General features: G+C 64.2%; 23 protein-coding genes. 8 read left to right on the forward strand and 15 right to left on the reverse strand.

The features are described from left to right. Positions 1–258 precede the first annotated feature (258 nt). The 6 genes from ACX80O_RS05455 to ACX80O_RS05480 all read right to left on the reverse strand — a co-directional run bounded on the left by ACX80O_RS05455 (position 259) and on the right by ACX80O_RS05480 (position 3,309). Complete coding sequence (locus ACX80O_RS05455) at positions 259–522, reverse strand: isocitrate lyase/phosphoenolpyruvate mutase family protein (protein ID WP_459307590.1); 264 nt, start codon at positions 520–522, stop codon at positions 259–261. A 353-nt stretch (positions 523–875) separates the two neighbouring features. Then, the gene (locus tag ACX80O_RS05460; RefSeq protein WP_459332790.1) at positions 876–1,352 is read right to left on the reverse strand and encodes a GNAT family N-acetyltransferase; all 477 of its coding nucleotides are present in this window, start codon (positions 1,350–1,352) and stop codon (positions 876–878) included. A gap of 421 nt (positions 1,353–1,773) precedes the next feature. Continuing rightward, complete coding sequence (locus ACX80O_RS05465; protein ID WP_459332791.1) at positions 1,774–2,034, reverse strand: hypothetical protein; 261 nt, start codon at positions 2,032–2,034, stop codon at positions 1,774–1,776. Further along, positions 2,024–2,320, reverse strand: a complete 297-nt coding sequence (locus tag ACX80O_RS05470) for a hypothetical protein (RefSeq protein WP_459307593.1) — start codon at positions 2,318–2,320, stop codon at positions 2,024–2,026. The genes ACX80O_RS05465 and ACX80O_RS05470 overlap by 11 nt, the downstream gene beginning before the upstream one ends. After that, positions 2,317–2,571 (reverse strand): hypothetical protein, encoded by a 255-nt coding sequence (locus ACX80O_RS05475; protein WP_459307594.1) that lies wholly within the window; start codon positions 2,569–2,571, stop codon positions 2,317–2,319. The genes ACX80O_RS05470 and ACX80O_RS05475 overlap by 4 nt, the downstream gene beginning before the upstream one ends. 96 nt (positions 2,572–2,667) lie before the next feature. Further along, a complete protein-coding gene (locus tag ACX80O_RS05480; RefSeq protein ID WP_459307595.1) occupies positions 2,668–3,309 on the reverse strand; it encodes an NUDIX hydrolase in 642 nt (213 codons plus the stop codon). Positions 3,310–3,370: 61 nt separating this feature from the next. On the opposite strand from ACX80O_RS05480, the gene ACX80O_RS05485 reads away from it, so the two are divergent. The 3 genes from ACX80O_RS05485 (at position 3,371) to ACX80O_RS05495 (ending at position 5,400) form a co-directional block, all read left to right on the forward strand. After that, entirely contained in the window at positions 3,371–4,171 is an 801-nt protein-coding gene (locus ACX80O_RS05485) for an MBL fold metallo-hydrolase (protein ID WP_459332792.1), read from the forward strand. 31 nt (positions 4,172–4,202) lie between these two features. Further along, entirely contained in the window at positions 4,203–4,421 is a 219-nt protein-coding gene (locus ACX80O_RS05490; protein ID WP_459332793.1) for a DUF1905 domain-containing protein, read from the forward strand. Between the two features lie 223 nt (positions 4,422–4,644). Then, positions 4,645–5,400, forward strand: coding sequence for a MerR family transcriptional regulator (locus tag ACX80O_RS05495; RefSeq protein WP_459332794.1), 756 nt, complete (start codon positions 4,645–4,647; stop codon positions 5,398–5,400). Between the two features lie 91 nt (positions 5,401–5,491). Here the strand turns inward: ACX80O_RS05495 and ACX80O_RS05500 are convergent, their stop codons facing one another. From ACX80O_RS05500 to ACX80O_RS05515, 4 genes are all read right to left on the reverse strand, one after another. Next, on the reverse strand, positions 5,492–6,253 hold the full coding sequence (locus tag ACX80O_RS05500) for an SDR family NAD(P)-dependent oxidoreductase (RefSeq protein ID WP_459307599.1): 762 nt from the start codon (positions 6,251–6,253) through the stop codon (positions 5,492–5,494). 9 nt (positions 6,254–6,262) lie between these two features. Continuing rightward, a complete protein-coding gene (locus tag ACX80O_RS05505; RefSeq protein ID WP_459332795.1) occupies positions 6,263–7,261 on the reverse strand; it encodes an acetamidase/formamidase family protein in 999 nt (332 codons plus the stop codon). 97 nt (positions 7,262–7,358) lie between these two features. Continuing rightward, complete coding sequence (locus ACX80O_RS05510) at positions 7,359–7,997, reverse strand: alpha/beta hydrolase (RefSeq protein ID WP_459332796.1); 639 nt, start codon at positions 7,995–7,997, stop codon at positions 7,359–7,361. An 8-nt stretch (positions 7,998–8,005) separates the two neighbouring features. Next, positions 8,006–8,983 carry a VOC family protein gene (locus ACX80O_RS05515; RefSeq protein WP_459307602.1) on the reverse strand — a complete coding sequence of 326 codons (978 nt, stop codon included), beginning with the start codon at positions 8,981–8,983 and terminating at the stop codon, positions 8,006–8,008. A 191-nt stretch (positions 8,984–9,174) separates the two neighbouring features. Between ACX80O_RS05515 and ACX80O_RS05520 the strand changes: the two genes are divergently transcribed. Continuing rightward, the gene (locus ACX80O_RS05520; RefSeq protein WP_459332797.1) at positions 9,175–10,329 is read left to right on the forward strand and encodes a glycerate kinase; all 1,155 of its coding nucleotides are present in this window, start codon (positions 9,175–9,177) and stop codon (positions 10,327–10,329) included. Between the two features lie 93 nt (positions 10,330–10,422). Further along, positions 10,423–11,268 carry an HpcH/HpaI aldolase/citrate lyase family protein gene (locus ACX80O_RS05525; RefSeq protein ID WP_459307604.1) on the forward strand — a complete coding sequence of 282 codons (846 nt, stop codon included), beginning with the start codon at positions 10,423–10,425 and terminating at the stop codon, positions 11,266–11,268. Positions 11,269–11,293: 25 nt separating this feature from the next. Here ACX80O_RS05525 and ACX80O_RS05530 read toward each other — a convergent pair whose 3' ends face one another. From ACX80O_RS05530 to ACX80O_RS05540, 3 genes are all read right to left on the reverse strand, one after another. Further along, complete coding sequence (locus ACX80O_RS05530; protein ID WP_459332798.1) at positions 11,294–12,349, reverse strand: fatty acid desaturase family protein; 1,056 nt, start codon at positions 12,347–12,349, stop codon at positions 11,294–11,296. Between the two features lie 179 nt (positions 12,350–12,528). Next, entirely contained in the window at positions 12,529–12,693 is a 165-nt protein-coding gene (locus tag ACX80O_RS05535; protein WP_459332799.1) for a hypothetical protein, read from the reverse strand. 42 nt (positions 12,694–12,735) lie between these two features. After that, a complete protein-coding gene (locus tag ACX80O_RS05540) occupies positions 12,736–13,524 on the reverse strand; it encodes an IclR family transcriptional regulator (protein ID WP_459332800.1) in 789 nt (262 codons plus the stop codon). Between the two features lie 154 nt (positions 13,525–13,678). On the opposite strand from ACX80O_RS05540, the gene ACX80O_RS05545 reads away from it, so the two are divergent. Beyond that, positions 13,679–14,491: a maleate cis-trans isomerase family protein gene (locus ACX80O_RS05545; protein WP_459307608.1), complete on the forward strand. Its 813-nt coding sequence runs from the start codon at positions 13,679–13,681 to the stop codon at positions 14,489–14,491. A gap of 9 nt (positions 14,492–14,500) precedes the next feature. After that, entirely contained in the window at positions 14,501–15,856 is a 1,356-nt protein-coding gene (locus ACX80O_RS05550) for an SLC13 family permease (protein WP_459332801.1), read from the forward strand. A gap of 49 nt (positions 15,857–15,905) precedes the next feature. Here the strand turns inward: ACX80O_RS05550 and ACX80O_RS05555 are convergent, their stop codons facing one another. Beyond that, on the reverse strand, positions 15,906–16,520 hold the full coding sequence (locus ACX80O_RS05555) for a flavin reductase family protein (RefSeq protein ID WP_459332802.1): 615 nt from the start codon (positions 16,518–16,520) through the stop codon (positions 15,906–15,908). Between the two features lie 9 nt (positions 16,521–16,529). Then, positions 16,530–17,372: an SDR family oxidoreductase gene (locus tag ACX80O_RS05560; RefSeq protein ID WP_459307611.1), complete on the reverse strand. Its 843-nt coding sequence runs from the start codon at positions 17,370–17,372 to the stop codon at positions 16,530–16,532. Positions 17,373–17,727: 355 nt separating this feature from the next. Here ACX80O_RS05560 and ACX80O_RS05565 point away from each other — a divergent pair, with 355 nt between their 5' ends. Beyond that, the gene (locus ACX80O_RS05565) at positions 17,728–18,639 is read left to right on the forward strand and encodes an SDR family oxidoreductase (protein ID WP_459332803.1); all 912 of its coding nucleotides are present in this window, start codon (positions 17,728–17,730) and stop codon (positions 18,637–18,639) included. Positions 18,640–18,672: the final 33 nt, after the last annotated feature.

Genomic DNA, 18,672 nt, shown 5'->3' on the forward strand with positions numbered 1-18,672 from the left:
CCGAGGGCGCCTCCTAAAACATCTGAAAAATAAATCGATCCTTTTACGCATCGTCAGATCGTGTAGCTGTGCTTGTACGAATGATCCACAGACTTGAGGCCGGTTCTCGATGTCTGCGCAGGCAGTGCAGACGGAGAAGCGACGGTACTTGCCCTCAGCCGAGGAGGGCATCGTCCACAGCGACCAACTATTGGCTCTCCTTGACCTGCGGACCGATCCGATACTCGATCATGAGTGCGACCCAACGCTGACTGTCAATCAGGATGACTCGCGAGGGAACGTCATTCGCGTATCGTCGAGCGTCATCGGACCCAACCACACCGCCATCGTGCACGCGGCCGCCCAAGCAATCCCCGCGCTTGTGGTCGCGATGGCGGGCGCTCCGGCTCGTGCCAGACAGATTACCGATGCTGCATCCCAGGCATTTGGAAGAACAAGGTCTCTCGTCAAGCACAGATTCCTCAATGCGCGTGGCGTCGTTTCCTGGTGAGCGAGGGGGACAACGTTCTGTTTGGAAGTCATAAATCCATCACAGCAGAGTCAGATACTCCTCGTCTGGCGAGAATCGGACACAATTGTCGGCATGCCCGATATCGATTGTTCGCGAGACGTTCTTCAGTGGCGGAAAGAATCGGCTGGTGCCCGATGTGAAGAGTGATCTCTGGAACTCCGCGCACATCTGATGCATAAGTCTGCAATCGACCCCAATGCATCGCAGTAGCGGCTCTTAACGATGCGCTGCGCAAGGGTGAACTTCAACGCAACATCTCTATCGAGTCTCTTGGAAGCGGTCGGCCGTTGGACACTACGTGTGTCGAAGGGGGCTTCCGGCGGAGGAGCGAGGAGGACCAGGTGTCGCTGGCCCTCCTCGCGGGCTAGATCGCTAGAGCGTAGTCGACCGTGGGATACGGAATGAAGCCCAGGGACTCATATAGCGCTCGTGCTGGCGCATGGAACGCGTCGCCACCTGTTCCGATGTGCACGACGGTTACGCCGCAGGTCTGCAGTCGCGTGACTGCAGACCTGCAAAGGAGTCGTGCAACACCTTGACGGCGAGCGTCGGGGTGTACGGCAACCATCTCGAGTCTGCCCGACGTCTTGTTCGTGACGTTCCAGCCGACGTAGCCGAGTATCTGCCCGTCCTCTTCTGCCAGCGTGATGAAGCGATCCTCGTCCGGCGCGAACAGTGAAGGGACCTCCGAGCGGTAGTCGTCCTCCCATCGGCTGTGGTCGTGCTTAGTCACTTCAGGACGGAGTTCGATGAGTGAGCCGGTGAAGAGTGGCCGGAAGGTGGTGATCGTAAGGTCTATGAGAGCGGGGATGTCGGACGTTGTGCAGTCGCGGAGGTGCATGGTTGTTTCTCTTCCGTGAGGACGTTAAAGGGCTCCCCGCCATGTCTTCGGCGGGGAGTGAAACGACGGCCGAAGCCGCACCCTCAGTGACGCGTGCGCCAGCTCGCGAAACAGTCCATGTTGCGATGCTAGCTCAAACCCGAAAAGGACCAGCTGACCCGAGGGGAACCGCGTCTCAGCCAACGATCCCGTTGCCTTTGGTCGCTGTTGCGGTCGGTATCTCAGAACGACGTAGTCGAGGTGCAGCAAACTACAGATCGCAGCGATAAGGGCGAAACCGCGGGAAGACTCCAATGGGTTGGAGATTCCACCTGTCCAGAACGTGTCCCAAATTCTGTGTCCCTGCGCACGCACTATCCCGTTGATCACGGGTTCCAGCTAAGGCGAATCGTTGGCAGTCTTCCCCTTGCTAGCCGAGCGTTCACCGGCGCCGGGCACCGATCAGGTAGCCCAGCACTCCCGCGCCGACAGCGATTCCGCTGACCAGCAACGCAATCCCCAGCGGCTGGCCGGAGGCTCCGGTGCCGAAGGGGGTGTGAACGATACCAGTAGGAAAGCCGAGCCCGGCTGAGACAAGTCCCGACCCGACAGCGATCAGCACTCCCACGATGAGCAAACCAATACCGACCAGCAGGACAGAGGGGGGTCCGCTGATCCCGGACCGCTTCGCCTCACCTGTCATCTGCTGACTCTTTTCCGAGGCGCAGCCCGAGAGCCGCCGCGCTCACCATGAGCCCGCCCAGCAACACGATACCGCCGCACACGGCGAGGGCATCGGAGAAGGAAGGCTCGCCGTCGAGCGCTATGACAAGGTCGGAAGAATAGGCGGTGCTTACGTCAGTCTCCCGGCTTGGGAGCTGCAGTGCGATCGGGGTGACGCCGAACAGCAGGGACACCCCACCGAGGGTCAGCACCACTGAGAGGACAAGGAGCCAGGCGGCGACCGGCCGGATGGAGAGCGGGCTCATGGTGTGCGCCTGCCGCGGAAATAGCCGAAGGCCCCGGCGATCAGGACCAGTCCCAGGGCGGCCAGGCCCAGTCCGAAAATTTCCCCTGCGGTCGGCCCCGGTAGCAGCACCGCGTCCGACAGGGGTGCATAGGCGAACCAGCCAAACTCGACGGACGGCTTTGTCATCGCCGCGGTGATCAGCAGGGCTAGCCCAACGACCGCTGCACCCAGCCCGCCCGCCAATAGCTTGTGTGTATGGATCCAGTTCACTGCTCCCCCATCGACGCGTCGCTTCGGCGGCGACCCTGACCCAGACACTACTGCCTCCGGCCCAAGTCGTCGACGGCGGCGGGCCAGGGTGCGCGGCTACAGGCTGCCCACCGGGAGGATCCGGCGGGGCGTTCGCGTCACCGCGTCGAGGGCCAACGGTAAACTCCCCGGCAACGAGGCGAGCTCCAGCAGCAGTGCCTCCGTGGGGCGCATGAGTTCCACCCGGCCGTCCGCAGCGCGCGCGAGAATGTCCTTCACTGGGGCCCAGTGGGACGACTCGGCCTCGGTGGTGCGGTGCTGTGGATCGAGGGTCGGCGCAAGCACCGTCAGGTAAAAAAAGGTGTCGAAACGCTTGCTGTAGCTGGTCGGAGTGATCCAGTTGGCCCACGGTGTCAGGTCCGTGGGGGACAGCATCGCCCCGGTTTCTTCGTGCACCTCCCTGATCGCGGCGGCCACCAACACCCCTGCCGCTACCGTCGGGTCGCTCCAGTCGCCGCCCGCAACGCTCGTCTTGGCCCAGCAGTGCGCGTGGGCCGCCAGCAGGCGTGCCGGGGCAGGTTGGGTGCGCGCCGTGACACGGTCGACGTCGTCCACCCGGCCTCCCGGGAACACCACCACGCCCGCAGCGAAGTCCATGGTGAGCGAGCGGTTCTGAATGAAGATCTGATCTCCGCGCAGCATCAGGACGCTGACTGCCAGCCGGGGAACGGCCGGGTCTGCGCTGGGGGATGTCCTCATGCAGCGCACTCTATCGGACCCGGGCATCACCAGAGGAGGGACACCTCGCTAAGGTAGACGCATGCCCAGCCCCCCTGCCTCCGGCCTGATCGTCAGCAGCCTCCTGACCCGGTACCGGCTCGCGCCCAACCCGGGCCCGATGAGCCTTGAGGGCACCAACTCCTACGTCCTCGCCGCACTTGTGGAAGGCAAGGGCAGACGCCCAGTCGTCGTCGTCGACCCGGGGCCGCTCGACGAGGAGCACCTGTCCGGGCTCGCCAGTGCCGGGAGAGTTGACCTGGTCCTCATCACCCACCGACATCGGGACCACACCGAGGCCAGTGAGCGCTTCCACCAGCTGACCGGTGCGCCGGTGCGGGCGATGGACCCCGCCCACTGCCACGGCGGAGACCCTTTGACCGACGGCGAGGAAATCAACGCGGCGGGGGTCAGCATCAGGGTTCTTGCCACCCCTGGGCACACCTCGGATTCGGTGTGTTTCCACCTGCCCGACGACGGCGACACCGGTTCCGTGCTCACAGGCGACACGATTTTGGGCCGCGGCACCACGATTATTGATTACCCGGACGGACGCCTCGGCCCCTATCTCGACTCATTGGAGAAGCTCAGCGCCCTGGGCCCGGCGTCGGTGCTACCCGCCCACGGGCCGATGCTGCCGGATCTGGCGGCTATCTCACTCGTCTACCGTCAGCACCGGCATGAGCGCCTGGGCCAGATTCGTGCTGCGCTCGCCCAGCTTGGAGCCGACGCAGCGGTGCAGGATGTTGCAGACCTGGTCTACGCTGACGTCGACTCGTCAGTCCGTCGGGCTGCCGAGGCATCGGTGGCGGCGCAACTGGACTACCTGCGGAGCCCTGGCTAGTTGGTGAGGGGTCGGGCGGGTCACTTGTGGAATGACGGTGGAACTGGAATTTGCGGGAACGCTCTGGCGGTGGATGGGCCCCGCTTCCTGGTACTTCATCACTGTTCCACCGGGTGAGAGCCTGATGCTGCGGGAAAACTCAAGTTCGGGGAGTCGTGGCTGGGGAATGATCCCGGTCACCGTCAGCATTGGCGGCAGTATCTGGGAGACGTCACTCTTTCCGCAGGAGCAAAGCTATGTAGTGCGGTGAAGGCGGCGATCAGGCGGGCTGTTGGACTGGCGGAGGGTGACCAGACCGTGGTCCACCTTTCCATCCGGTCCTGAGGATGACCCCGTGGTCGACTCGTGCGGCAAGGGCGACGGACAGCCACACGCTTCGCTTTGGGTAGTTACAGCGTGCTTCCTACTCCTGTTCTTGACATTGACGCCGCGTCAACTACTAACGTTGCAGGTGTCAACAGGAAAGAGATGCGGTGGACTGGCCCATTCAGGAAATTGCTCGACTGGCAGGCACCACCAGCCGGACGCTTCGCCATTATGGGGACGTCGGGCTGCTGGAACCGTCCCGGGTGGGCAGCAACGGAAGGCGCTATTACGACGACGGCGCCTTGGTGCGTTTGCAACGTATCTTGCTGCTCAGGGAGTTGGGCCTGGGTCTGCCGGCGATCGCCGCGGTGCTCCACGGCGAGGCCAGACCAGCTACCGCACTGCAGCACCACCTTGAGTGGTTACGGCGGGAGCAGAACCGGCTGGCGCGGCAGATCGCGTCGGTCGAAGACACAGTCAATCGGTTGGAGGGAGGTGAAGAACTCATGGCAGAGAAGATGTTCAACGGTTTCAACCACACGCAGTACAAATACGAGGTGGAGGACCGCTGGGGGAAGGACGCTTACGCCCAGGGTGACGCCTGGTGGCGGTCGAGGTCCGACGTTGAGAAGGCTACGTTTGCTGAACATTCAGCCGACCTCGGGGCTGATTGGGTCAAGGCTGCGGCTGGCGGATCAGCGCCAGACGGCGCCCAGGCTCAGACGTTGGCGGCCCGGCACATTGCATGGTTGTGCCAGGCCCCCGGCGTCCCACGGTCCGGCGGGAAGCTATCGAAGGAGTATGTGCTGGGCCTCGGCGACATGTACGTGGCCGATCCCCGTTTTGGAAGAAACTATGGGGGCCAAAGCGGCGCCGAGTTTGTGCGGGCGGCCTTACGGGTCTACGCGGACCTGTTCCTTTAGGTCCTGCGATAGTGGCGGGGCCGCAGACGAGAGGTGGGGCAACCACTGCACTGCGGCCACGCCGCTATCCTGTGACCAATGGGGCGGCACGTCAGAACTGGATCCCCCGCGTCAGGCCGCCGTCCACCAGGATATTGGCACCGGTGGTCCGGCTGGATCGTGGGCTCGCCACGAACACGACAGTATCGGCTACCTCCTGCGGCGTCCCCATCCGATGTGTCGGGTTTAGCCCCATCGCCATGTTGTACAGCTCGGGATTTCCCTGTTCGATGCTCTGCCACACACCGCCCTCATGGAAGGTATTGCCGGGGGACACCGTGTTGGCGCGGATGCCTTTCTCGGCGAGCTGGAACGCCAGACCCGCCACGTAGGCGATAAGCGCGGACTTCACCGTTCCGTACGGGCCGGACGCGAAGTCCACTTCGCGACCAGAAACGCTTGAGATGGCGATGATCGACGCCGCCTTGCTTCGCTCAAGGTGCGGCAGCGCGGCTTTGACCAGTCGGACCGTTCCCATCAAATCCACCCGGAGGGATGCTTCCCAGGATTCATCGGTGTCCGGGATGGCCAGTGCGCTCACATTACTGACCAGGATGTCGATTCCACCGAACATCGAGGCCGCATCGGAAACCCAGCGGGCCACGGCGTCGGCGTCGCCCATGTCCATGGTGGTCCCCGAAACGCGGCCGGTACTGCCAGCGAGGGCCGTCTCAGTGGCGTCGACTTCGGCGGCGTTCCGCGCGCAGAAGCCCACGTTGGCGCCCTCCGCGGCGAAGGTCTCGACGATGGCGCGGCCGATGCCTTTGGTCCCGCCGGTCACCAGGACGGTGCGGCCGCTGAGCTGTAGGTCCATGGTTTTCTCCTAAAGTTTCGAGCCGCGGCGCCGCAGCTCATCGTGTATTCCGTCAAAGGCATGGACTCGGGGGAACAGCTTTTTGGCTGTTTTGATGACCACGCTGTAGTTGGCATCGACGGCATTGGCGATTGGTGCCAGCGCTGTCTGGGTGAGGAGCTGATAGGCATCCATCTGATGCAGGCCAAATAGTTCCTCGAACCACCTGACCATTTCCACCTGGCCGATCCGCCAGGAATCCTCCATTGGACGGGAGGAGCCAACGGTCATCCAGTGGGTATCGCTTTCCAGTCTGGGCCAGGCTGGCGCACCGCCCTTGATCAGTTCAACAATGATGGTGGAGTTCATGGCGCCTTCGACCGCGGTACCGCAGGCCTCGCCCTCACCCTGCCGGTAATGGCCGTCTCCGATCGAGAACAATGCGCCCTCGACGTTGACCCCCAGATAGACGGTGGTCCCTGCTTTGACTTCGGGCGAGTCCATGTTTCCGCCAAATCGCTCGGGGACCAGGGACGATCGCACTTCGCCGCCCGGCGGAGCAACCCCGATGGTGCCAAGCATCGGCTCAAGGGGCAACGCCACCTCGAAATCGCTGTGTCGGGCCTGGAAACCTACGGTTCGCCGCGCCGTGTCGACATGGTAGATCCAGGTGGTGTCCGGTAGCGGTTCCTGCAGGAATGCAGTCCGATCGGTGCTGGTCAGTCCGCCGAAGAATGGAATGGTGGCCGATGCACCCCACGACCGGGCCGGAGTGAGGTCAACAATGTGGATCGCCAGCGTGTCACCGGGTTCCGCTCCGGCCACGTAGAACGGACCGGTCTGCGGGTTGACGAACCGGAGGTCAACCTTCTCGCTCGACAGGTCATCGACGCTGGTCAGCGCGTGGTTGAATGCGTCCTCGGACCACAGCTTCATGACTGTGCCCGGCTGTACGGTCAGGACCGGCGCGGCGCCCCCGAAAGTATAGACAAGCTGATCGCGGGTTGGCGTGTATTCAACGGGGTCCATTACTGGATGCTATGTCCGGGCTGCGGTGCTGACAAGGGGGACCACTCGATCCACGGTGACGCTGACTCGATTGGGGTGTTGGCCGGAGGGGCGGGAGTCAGGGAGTGGCAGTGACGGTGCGGGAGCCGATCCAGGCCGCCGCGCCGTCCACCTCGGCGGGGTGCACTCCATGTCCACCCTCCCGGACAAACTGACTGACCTCGGACCCCGCGCTGTCCAGCACTGACTTCAGCCGCGTGACACTCTCCAGTGGTGCCATCGCATCCGCGTCCCCGTTGAAGAGCGCGACGGCGGTGCCCGCCAGGTCATCGTCGATCGTCCGGTCACCGAGCGGGTACATTCCGGAGAAGGCGACGACGTCGGTCAGAACCCGGGGATGCAGCAGCACGGTACCCAGAGCGATATTCGCTCCGTTGGAGAACCCCACGGCAATGACCTTCCGGTCGCCCAGGCCGTGATGGTCCCGCGCCCAATTGATAAAGTCGGCGAGGTCGCCCGCGCGGCGGACGACGTCGTCGACGTCGAACTGGCCCTCGCCGAACCGCCGGAACCAGCGGTTCATGCCGTGCTCCTGCACCGGGCCGCGGGGCGAGAGGGAGCCAGCGCCGGGGGCGAGGCGCTGGGCCAGCGGGAGCAGGTCGTGCTCGGTCCCACCCGTGCCGTGGAGCAGGAGCAGCACCGGACTGTCCGGCGTTCCCGCGTCAAAGAGGTGTGGCCAATGCTGAACGTTGGTCATCCGGTCCCCTAGCTCAGAAAGGTGGCGATGGACGGGTTGTTCTCATCGGGCACACTGATCTTCGCGACCGCGTGCGAGATGGCATCCCGGTTGGGTTCGAGCCATGGTGGGAGCTTCAGTGAGCGACCCAGTTCGAGCAACGGTTCGTCGATATCGAACCCCGGCGTGTCAGTGGCGATTTCGAGTAGGGTGCCGCCCGGCTCCCTGAAGTAGATGGATGTGAAGTACTGACGATCGAGGATGGCGGTGACGGCGTAGCCGCGCTCCGCCAGTTCCAGGCGCCACAGCTCCTGGGTAGCCTGGTCGGGCACCCGGAAGGCGATGTGGTGGACCGTTCCGCCAGCCACCAGGCCGGGTTCGCCGCCTCGGTCGGTGACGATGTCGACGACGGTGCCCGGCTCGCCGGCGTGGGTGCTGAGGCGGTACCTGCCGTCGGTTTCGCTCAGGATGTTCATGCCCAGGTCACGGGTGAATGTTTCGAGGCTCGCAGTGGGGTCCTCGACGGTAAGCACCGACGAGTGCTGCCCGCGGACAGCATAGTCAGCCGGAACCGACGCTGAATCCCACGGGTTCCGTGGGTCCGCGAGCGACGATGCCACCAGGTCGATCTGCAGGCCGTCGGGATCGCGCAGCGACAGGCGCTCTTCCTCGGAGGAGGCGCGGGCAACGCTCGAGTCGACGCCGATTGCCTTGAAGTGTTCCTGCCACCAGCCGAGGCTTCCCTGCGGAACGGAGAACGCGGTCGTGGTCGACTGCCCGCTGCCCACCCGACCGCTACGGACGCCCTGCCAGGGGAAGAAGGTCAGGAGGGAGCCGGGGCGGCCAGCCTCGTCGCCATAGTAGAGGTGATAGGTGCCGGGATCGTCGAAGTTCACCGTCTTTTTGACCAATCGCAGGCCAAGGCCCTTGATGTAGAAGTCAATGTTCTTTTGGGGGTCGCCCGCGATTGCGGTGACGTGATGGAGCCCTTCGGTGTGTGCGGTCATGAGTTCCTCCTCGATTAAACCAGCGCGGGACGCCAGTATATACATGCAAACACATACATCAACCGATTTGTTCCTTTGCCGGTGTTCTCCCTCCGAACGAACGGGCGGGTCCGGTTTTCTACCCTGCACAGAACCGATCGCGACCTGGTTGGTCTCTGCGTTGTCCACATCACCAATGATGTAATGGCCGTATGCGCATAGTCATTGCACCCGACAAGTTCAAGGGTTCGCTCTCCGCCCCCGAGGTTGCCGATGCGGTAGCCGCCGGATTGCGCGACGCCGCGGGACCGGACACAGTCCTCACCATCGAGCAGGCGCCAGCGGCCGACGGCGGAGAAGGGACTCTCGACGCTGCTGTCGCCGCAGGCTTCTCCCTCCACGTCACGACAGTGACTGGGCCAACCGGTGAGCCGCTGGAAGCGCCCATCGCGATCCGCGGCACGCAGGCAGTGATCGAAATGGCCCTCGCGTCTGGCCTCGCAGTGCTACCCGGCGGCATCCTCGATGCCCGCGGCGCCACCAGCCGCGGGACCGGGGACCTCATCAGGTTCGCCCTCGACCGTGGCTGTACAGAAATTGTCCTCGGAGTGGGCGGCAGCGCCAGCACCGACGGTGGGGCGGGCGTGCTTGAAGGCTTGGGGGCGAAGCTGCTTGACGACGACGGCGGCGATCTGCCGCCCGGCGGTGCATCGCTGGCGGCGCTCGCCCGGATCGACCTGACCGGCCTGGACCCGCGACTGTCTGCCGTCACGCTTACCCTGGCCTCCGACGTCGACAACCCTCTGCTGGGCCTCACTGGTGCGGCTGCAGTGTTCGGCCCGCAGAAGGGTGCTACGGCTGCTGATGTCGAGGAACTCGATGCGGCCCTGGCCCGATTCGTCAGCGTTCTTGGCGCAGCGGCGGGTCCGGCAGTTAATGAAGCGGCCATCGCCCCAGGCGCCGGTGCGGCGGGAGGCGTCGGGTTCGCGGCGCTCGCCGTCCTGAACGCGCGGCGACGGCCGGGAATCGACGTCGTACTGGAGCTGACCGGGTTGGCCGGAAAGCTGCGCGACGCCGACCTGGTGATCACCGGTGAGGGAAGCCTTGATGAACAAAGCCTCGGCGGGAAGACCCCGCTGGGGGTAGCGAATGCCGCCGCGGCGGCGCACGTCAGGGCTATTGCAGTGTGCGGCAGGACCGTGCTGGCCCCCGAGCAATTAGTGGCCGCCGGATTCGAGCGCACCTTCACGCTGACCGATCTGGAGCCCGACGTCGACCTGTGCATCGCTAACGCCGCAACCCTGCTCCAGCAGGTGGGGCGGGAAATCGCCGCCCATTTGGGGCTGACCCTCAGGCACGTTCAGTAACTGCCGGATTCACCAAAGCTTTTGTTCGTAGTGTTTGCGACGCCTGCGGTGCTGCGGTGGAATATGGCTGGAACGGTTCAGTAGTGTTCTGGTATGGGTTCTTTACGAAACAGCCGCGCTGCTGCGCTCCCCGCCAAGCTTTCCCGCTCCTGGCTCCTTGCCTCCGCGGCATCCGAGGCCAACTTTGCGCCCGCCCTGACATCCGAGGCGGACTCGGTGGTGTTCGATATGGAAGATGCGGTGCCGGCCGATGGCAAGGCGGAGGCGCGCGAGCGTGTGGTCGAAGCGCTGTCCACCGGAATGACCGCGTGGGTCAGGGTCAACGGGATCGAAACCGACTTCTGGGCTGATGACCTGGCGGCACTCTCCAAAGCTCCGGGGCTGCGCGGCGTCATGCTGGCCATGACCGAGAAGCCTGAACAGGTCACCCACACCGCGATGCGGCTCCAGGCCGGTACCCCGGTGCTCGCGCTGGTCGAATCGGCGCTGGGCATCGAAAACGCCACGGCGATCGCCAGCGCCCCCGGCACCTTCCGGTTGGCGTTCGGCGTCGGCGACTTCCGCCGGGATACGGGAGCCTCGGACGAGCCAATGGCTCTGGCCTATGCACGCTCCAAGCTGGTGGTGGCCTCCCGGGTGGGTCAGCTCCCCGGCCCCATCGATGGCCCAACGGTCGGCGCGCTCGGAGACACCCTGCTGGAGGCCTGCAAGGTGACGGCTTCCATGGGAATGACCGGAAAGTTGTGCCTCCTGCCGGATGCCACGGACACCATCAACATGGGCCTATCACCGAGCGCCTCGGAAATTGTGTGGGCCCACGAGCTTCTCAGCGCCCATGCCGCCGGAGCGGTGGTGGGCGACGGGTCTTACCTGCCCCGGCTTGCCCGCGCACAGAAGATCTCTTCACTGGCCGACTCCTACGGATTGTGGAACGCCTGACCCGACAGGACAGTTTTTGGAGGGGCTACTGGTGCCGGTACCTGTTGACCATGGGGCAGTCGAAGGGGTCGCGGGCTGCGAGCCCTACCCGGTTGAGGTAGGAGACCACTGCACCGTAGGACGCGGCGACGCCGACCTCGGTGTAGGGGACTTTGAGGCGTTCACAGTGCTCGCGGACGATCAGGGCCGCCTGGCGCAGGTGCGGGCGTGGCATGTCCGGGAACAGGTGGTGCTCAATCTGGAAGTTCAGCCCGCCGAAGGCGTTGTTGACGAACGATCCGCCTTTGATGTTTCGTGAGGTGAGGACTTGTTTCTGGAAGAAGTCGAGTTTGCTGTTTTTCGGGATGATCGGCATGCCCTTGTGGTTGGGGGCGAAGGACGCACCCATGTAGATCCCGAACACGGCCATCTGCACACCGATGAAGGCAAACGCCATGCCGACGGGCAGGAACCAGAACAGGACGCCCAGGTAGGCGCCGAACCGGACCGCGAGGAGCGCGAGTTCAACCCAGCGGCCCTGGACGGCTCCGGGGCGGAACAGGGTGCCGATGGATTTGGCGTGCAGGTTCAGTCCCTCGAGGGTGAGTAGGGGGAAGAAGAGGTAGCCCTGGCGGCGGGTGATCCAGGCGTGGAGGCCCTTGGCTTTCGCGGCGTCTTCTTCGATGAAGGAAATGGTGTCGATCTCGATGTCGGGGTCCTTGCCCAGCACGTTGGGATCGTTGTGGTGGCGGGTGTGTTTGTTCATCCACCATTGGTAGCTGATGCCGACGACGCCGGCTGCCAGAATCCGCCCGGACCAGTCGTTCGCGCCGCGGGTCTTGAAGATCTGCCGGTGGGACGCTTCGTGGGCCAGAAACGCTAGCTGGGTAAAGACGATGCCGAGCACTGCGGCGATGAGCAGCTGGAACCAGGTGTCACCGAGCAGGGCGAATCCGGTCCAGGCTGCGCCCATGGTCAGCGCCAGCACGGCGAAGACCGAGACGTAGAATCGGCGGCGACGGTTGAGCAGCCCCTCCTTGCGCACCTGCTTGAGCAGGATGGAATAGGAGGCGACAATGTCGTTAGGCTTCGAAACGCGCACACTGCGACTAGAGGTAGCAATACTCAATAGGTGTCCCTGCGTTGGGTTCTGCTCCACAGCAGACGGAGGGATTGCTAGACCCGAGGATGGCCTCAGTTTACGAGAGTTTACTGAATGGTGCCTGTAAATATGCACCTAACGGCATAGTTGTGAAGTGCACTGACTATCTTGCTGGGCCGTCAGTTCTCGCGGTTGATCACCACGAAGGCGATCGCGCCGACCAGGACCTCAGTGAGCAGGAGAAGAGCCAGCACCATTTCCACAATGGCTCCGAACCCGACGGCGATCACCGCACCGGCGGTCGGGTGACCCGCCACAGCCCGATCCGCGAGCTCGGATGTCAAGCACACTTGACGTCGCCGGGGTGCTGCCCGGGCCAGCGGGATCTAGGGACTGGGCTGGCCGAGGGCATGGCTGGCCCGGTCAGCCGCGGCCTTGACGATGGGCCCCAGTCGGCCGACGTCGTCGACCCGGACCCGCTGGGTGGGGAAACCCAGCCCCAGCACCGCTGCTAGATCCCCGGTGTGCCGGAAAACTGGAGCAGCGATGGACCCTACATCGCCGTGGCGTTCGCCGAAGGCGGCGAAGTACCCTTTCGCTCGGGTCAGCTCCACCTGTCGGTCGAGGACCGCCAGGCTGGCGGGGGTGCTTGCGGTGAATTGGGTCAGGTGGTCTTCGTTGAGGGCCGAGCGGGCGTCGGGGTCGTAGGCGAGGAAGATCTTGCCGGGCGCACCGGCGTGGATGGGCATAACCATCCCGACGGCGAAGGGTCGGATCACCACGTGGCGGGTTTCCGCGACGGCAACGATGGTGCGGAAGGCGCCGTCGCGGACGTAAAGGCAGGCCGTCTCGCCTGTCTCGTCGCGCAGATCCTGCAGGATGGGCTTGACCAGCTGCACCAGATCCATTCCCGAGGTTCCGGTGCTGGCCCAGCGGACCAGGCGGATGCCGATCCGGTAGCGGTCGCCGTCGCGATCCAGGTAGCCCTCCCGGACCATGTTCTGCACCAGGCGTTGGCAAGTACTCGAGGGTAGGCCGGTCCCGCGGGCCAGCTGCTGCAGCGTGGGCTCGGGGTTGTCGGGGGTGAAGCAATCAAGGATTTGGCTGACCTTGCGCAATACCAGAATGGGTGCCGCACCGCTGGCCTGTTCGGCTGTCACTAGTGCCGTCCTCACATCGTCAGTCTTGGCGTATTCAGGGTCCGTGCCAGCTTAGTGGGACGCGGCGGTCTACAACATTTTCCTTGACAATCCTCACTTAAACCCACAATATGGGTTGGGAACTCACGAAGTGAGTTTGATTGTCACCACAACGAAGTGAAGGACAGACATGGCTTCCCCCGCCGAATATTGCGAAACCTCCCCCGCTGCCGCCTCGCAGGGCTCCTCCCGGATCGGGCTGATCGTCCCGAGCTCCAACACCACGATGGAAACCGAACTTCCCGAGCTCTTCCGTCGACAGTCCGAAGCGACCGGCCACCGCTACACGTTCCACTCCGCCCGCGCCGGTATGAAGAAGGTTAATCGCGAGGAACTCGCCGCGATGGTGGGAAAGGCCGCCGACTGTGCCGAGGCAGTCTCGGACGCCGACGTCGACGTGATCGCCTACGCCTGCCTGGTGGCCGTCATGGCGCAGGGCCCCAACGCCCACGTCGAGTCCGAGGCGACCATCGCCCAGGCCGCGGAAAGTAACGGGCACCCCGCCGAGGTCACCAGCAGCGCAGGCGCCCTGGTGCGGACGTTGCAGGAGATGGGCGCAAAGCGCATCACCATGGTCACCCCCTATGTTCCCGCCCTCACCCAGCTGGTATCCGAGTACATCGAGGGCGCTGGCATCGAGGTGGTGGACTCGGTGAGCCTTTCAGTCGACAACAACCTGGAGGTGGGGCGGCTGGACCCTCAGCAGTTGCCGGGGATCGCCGAAAAGCTCAACCGCGACGGGGTGGACGCGGTCATCCTGTCGGCCTGTGTCCAGATGCCGTCGCTGGCAGCGGTGCAAACCGCCGAAGACCTGCTCGGTGTTCCGGTGATTACCGCCGCCGTCGCTACCGCTTACGAAATTCTCAAGTCGCTGGGGCACACCCCGGCCATCACCGGGGCCGGGCGCCTCCTCGCGGGCGACCTCGTGTCGGCGCAGAATTAGGAAGCGGCCATGACACCGTCAATTATCGCGTTCCTCGTCCTGATCGGAGCGTTCGCTTGGGGCTCCTTCACCAAGGTCAACGCCGGCTTGATCGCGTTGGTCGCGGCGTTCGTCGTCGGGACCACACTTGCCGGACTCCCCATCGCCGACGTCATCGGTGCCTTCCCCTCCGGACTATTCTTCATCCTGGTGGGCGCCACCCTGCTGTTTGCGATTGTCCGGGTCAACGGGACCATTGACCTCATGGCGTACTGGTGTGAACGCCTGGCCGGTGACCGTCGGCTTCTGGTTCCCATCCTGATGTTCCTGCTCACCGCGGTGCTGGCGTCCGCCGGGGCGTTCACTCCCGCGGCAATCGCCATCGTGGCGCCGGTTGCGCTGGCGCTGGGCGCGCGGTTCGGCATCAGCGCGCTGGCCATGGGGCTGGTGGTGGTGCAGGGTGCCAACGCCGGAGCCTTCTCGCCGGTCAACCCCTTTGGTGTCCTCTCCAACCAGATGCTCGACGGCGCTGGAGCCTCTAGCGACTCCTGGAAGCTTTACCTTTACTGCTTCCTCTTCAATGCCCTCCTCGCGGCACTCGCCTATTTCATTGTTCAGGGAATTGTGAACCGCCGTGCGGCAAAGCGCGACGCCGAACCCAGCGCTGATGGGTCCGCAGCTTCAGCCGGGACCGCGAACGAGGGCGCTCCCGGCGTCGACAGCAGTTCAGGCACCGGGGGCACGCTGACCGCCACCCGGACCGTTGCTGAACCGATCACCAAGGTGGAGGTAACCCCCATGCGGGTGGTCACCCTGCTGGCGCTGGTGGCCCTGCTGGTGTTGACCACGGTCTTCGCAATCGACGTCGGTGTCGCCTCCCTGGCCATCGCCCTCGTGCTGATTGCCATCAACTCGGGAGTCCAGAAACCGGCTGTGGAGAGCATGCCGTGGAGTGCCATCATCCTGGTTACAGGCATTGTGACCTATGTGGGGATGCTCGAGGCCATGGGTGCGCTCGACGAGTTGCAGGCGGGGATTGAAAGCCTCGGCAACGGCTCGATCGCTGCCCTGGTGACCGGCTACGTGGTGGCACTCGTGTCGGCCTTCGCCTCCACGACCGGCACCCTCGGGGTAATCAGCCCGGTGGTTATCCCTATTGCGATGGATCCGCTGCTGACCCCGATCGGCGTCGTCACAGCCATTTCCATCAGCTCATCGGTCGTGGATGTGAGTCCCATGTCCACCAGCGGTGCCCTCCTGATGGCCAGTGCGCAGCCCAAGGATGAGCGGATGTTCTTCAGGGCGCTGCTGCTTTGGGCGATCGCGATGATCGGTATCGTGCCGGTTGCCGTGTGGTTCGTCTTCGTTCAGCTAGGTATCGGATAGCCCAGCCCACGGCCCTACGGCCTGGTCATGGCGCTTCCGCGGTACCACTTCAGCCGCGGAAGTGTCCTGGCCATTCATCAACGGGAATGCGTTGAATGCTCTGCACCTGACCCGTGGTGCCCCACTCGTCGCGGCCTAGCCGTGACAGGGGCTTAAGACGTTCCATCAGCGGATCGGTACCCTCGAGGGCTTCTTCGGCTATTGCGGCATGGGTTACCTCACCAAAGACCACGAAGCAGTCGCCGATGGGCTGCACCACATGCAGAGTGCACTCAAGGGCGACGGGGGATTCGAGAACCCGCGGTACCGCGACAGTGCGGCTCGGCTCGCGGGTCAGGCCCGCGGCGTCGAACTCGCTCACCTCCCGGGCGAAGTTGGTGCCCGTCGCGTTGACCTGCTCCAACAGCTGCTCAGGCGCGAGGTTCACCACAAACTCGCCGGTCTCCTCAATGTTGCGCAGCGTATCCTTCCGGCCCACCGACGTGAAGGCGATGATCGGTGGGTGCACCGACGCGACAGTGAAAAACGAGTGCGGGGCTAGGTTATCGCCGCCCGCCGCCGACCGGGATGACACCCAGGCGATAGGTCGCGGCACCACAGTCGCGGTGAGCAGACGGTAAAAGTCCCGCGCCGAGGTGTCGTCCCTGCTGAAGTCTTTGCGCATGTCCCGAGCCTAGCGGGCGTCGCGAAGAACGTCGGTAAGGCTCAACGCCCGTCGGCCGGTCAGGTCCTGTACCGCCGCCGTCGTCCGCGCGACCTCTCCGGCCGCGATGGCGGTGTAGGTGCTGACCCAGGCGTCGAGCTGCCAGCCGGGCACACCGAAGTGTTGCCGGGATGCATATGCTTCCTCGATTGTTTCGGGTGCATACCTGATGGATTTTCCGGTTTCGGCGGTGATGATTGCCGCGGCCTCCTCGAGGGTCAGCGCCTCCGGCCCGGTCAGTTCATACGTCCGTCCCACATGCGCTGACGGCTCCTGGAGGACGACGGCGGCCACCCGCGCAACGTCGGCCCTGGCCACTCCGGCTACCCGCCCATCGGCGGCGGGGCCGCGGATGGCCCCGCCGTCGTCGGCCAGGAACTGCAGGATGTCCAGGTAAAAGTTGTCGCGAAGGAACGTGTAGTCCACCCCGGAGTGTCGGATGTATTCTTCGGTGGCCCAATGGTCCCGACCGAGGGTGAAGGTGGCATCCGCGGCCGCCCCAGAAAATGAGGTGTACACGATATGCCGCACGCCAGCGTCCCTAGCCGCATCGACGAAAGTTAGGTGCTGGTCGACCCGGTCCTCGGCCTCGCTCGCCGACACCATGAAAAGGGTGTCAACACCGTCCAGCGCCGCGACTGCCGCCTTGCGATCCGCGTAGCTGAACCGAGCCGCCGTCGCCCCGGCCAGTAGCGGGGCCCGGCCAAGGTCCCGGACCGGCAGGCGGAGGTCGAGCCCGGCCGCCGAAAGACTGCGGGCAACGGAGCCTCCAACGGCTCCGGTGGATCCCGTAACTGCAACTGGTTTACTCATAACCAGTCCAGCGTTGTGGGGTAGGGAATTATTTCCGTCAACAGCGGGGTCGTGCAGCGCTCGCCTAGACTGGGGCATTATGCGCTTCATCAACAAATACCGCGTGCCCATCGTCTGGCTCTTGATCATCGCCATGGTGGCGAGCATCGGCGCCGGATTCTTCGCCCAGATCCTCTGATCGCAGCGTCCCGCCGAGCCCGGGGGCCCACCCCGAATCTCAACACCACTGACTGCCTTGTTTTGGACGCCGCCCGCCGCCTAGGATAGTCAGTAGGCTTAGCTGTGGAGATGGCAGTACCTGATCCGCTGGCCTGCACAGACCGTATCGTAGCTACGCACGGCGAGCGAGGACCACATGACTGACAACATTTCAGGGACCGACCAGTACACCTTCCAGGACCCCGTTACCCGTTTCCTGAGCATCTCGCCGCCTAAGCAGGATCAGCCCGAGCCGGGGCTGGACCGCGATCTGGAGCCGCAGACCGACCGCGGAGAAACCTCCTACCGGGGAACCGGTCGGCTTCAGGGCCGCAAAGCCCTCATCACCGGCGCGGATTCGGGCATTGGCGCCGCCGTGGCCATCGCCTTCGCCCGGGAAGGTGCCGACGTCGCCCTGTCCTACCTTCCCGAGGAGGAGCCGGACGCTGTAGAGGTTGCCCGCATCATCGAAGAGTGCGGTCAGAAAGCAGTCAAGCTTCCGGGTGACCTCACCAATGCTGCGTTCTGCCGGTCACTCGTGAACGACGCCGCCGAGCAGCTCGGCGGGCTGGACATCCTGGTCAACAATGCTGGCAAGCAGATCGCCGTGGAGCGCCTGGAGGATCTCACCGACGAGCAACTGGACGAAACCTTCAAGACCAACATTTACTCATTCTTCTGGATCACGCGGGAGGCACTAAAGCACCTCAAGCCGGGTTCGAGTATTGTGAACTCAACCTCGATCCAGGCCTACAGTCCGTCATCCACGCTGCTGGATTACGCAAGCACCAAAGCTGCCATCAATAACTTCACCAAGGGACTCGCTGAGCAGTTGGCGCCGCGTGGCATTAGGGTAAACGCGGTGGCGCCCGGCCCGATCTGGACTCCGCTGCAAGTTTCGGATGGGCAGCCGAAGGACAAGCTGCCCGAATTCGGCAAGGACACTCCGCTGGGCCGCGCCGGCCAGCCCACTGAACTGGCCCCCGCGTATGTCTTCCTGGCGTCGTCGGAATCCAGCTACGTCGTGGGAGAAACACTAAACGTCAATGGTGGAAAGCCGACACCCTAGGGATCATCGCCGGACCCGCGCGGATGGATAGGG

The organism is Arthrobacter glycogeni (assembly GCF_054511155.1).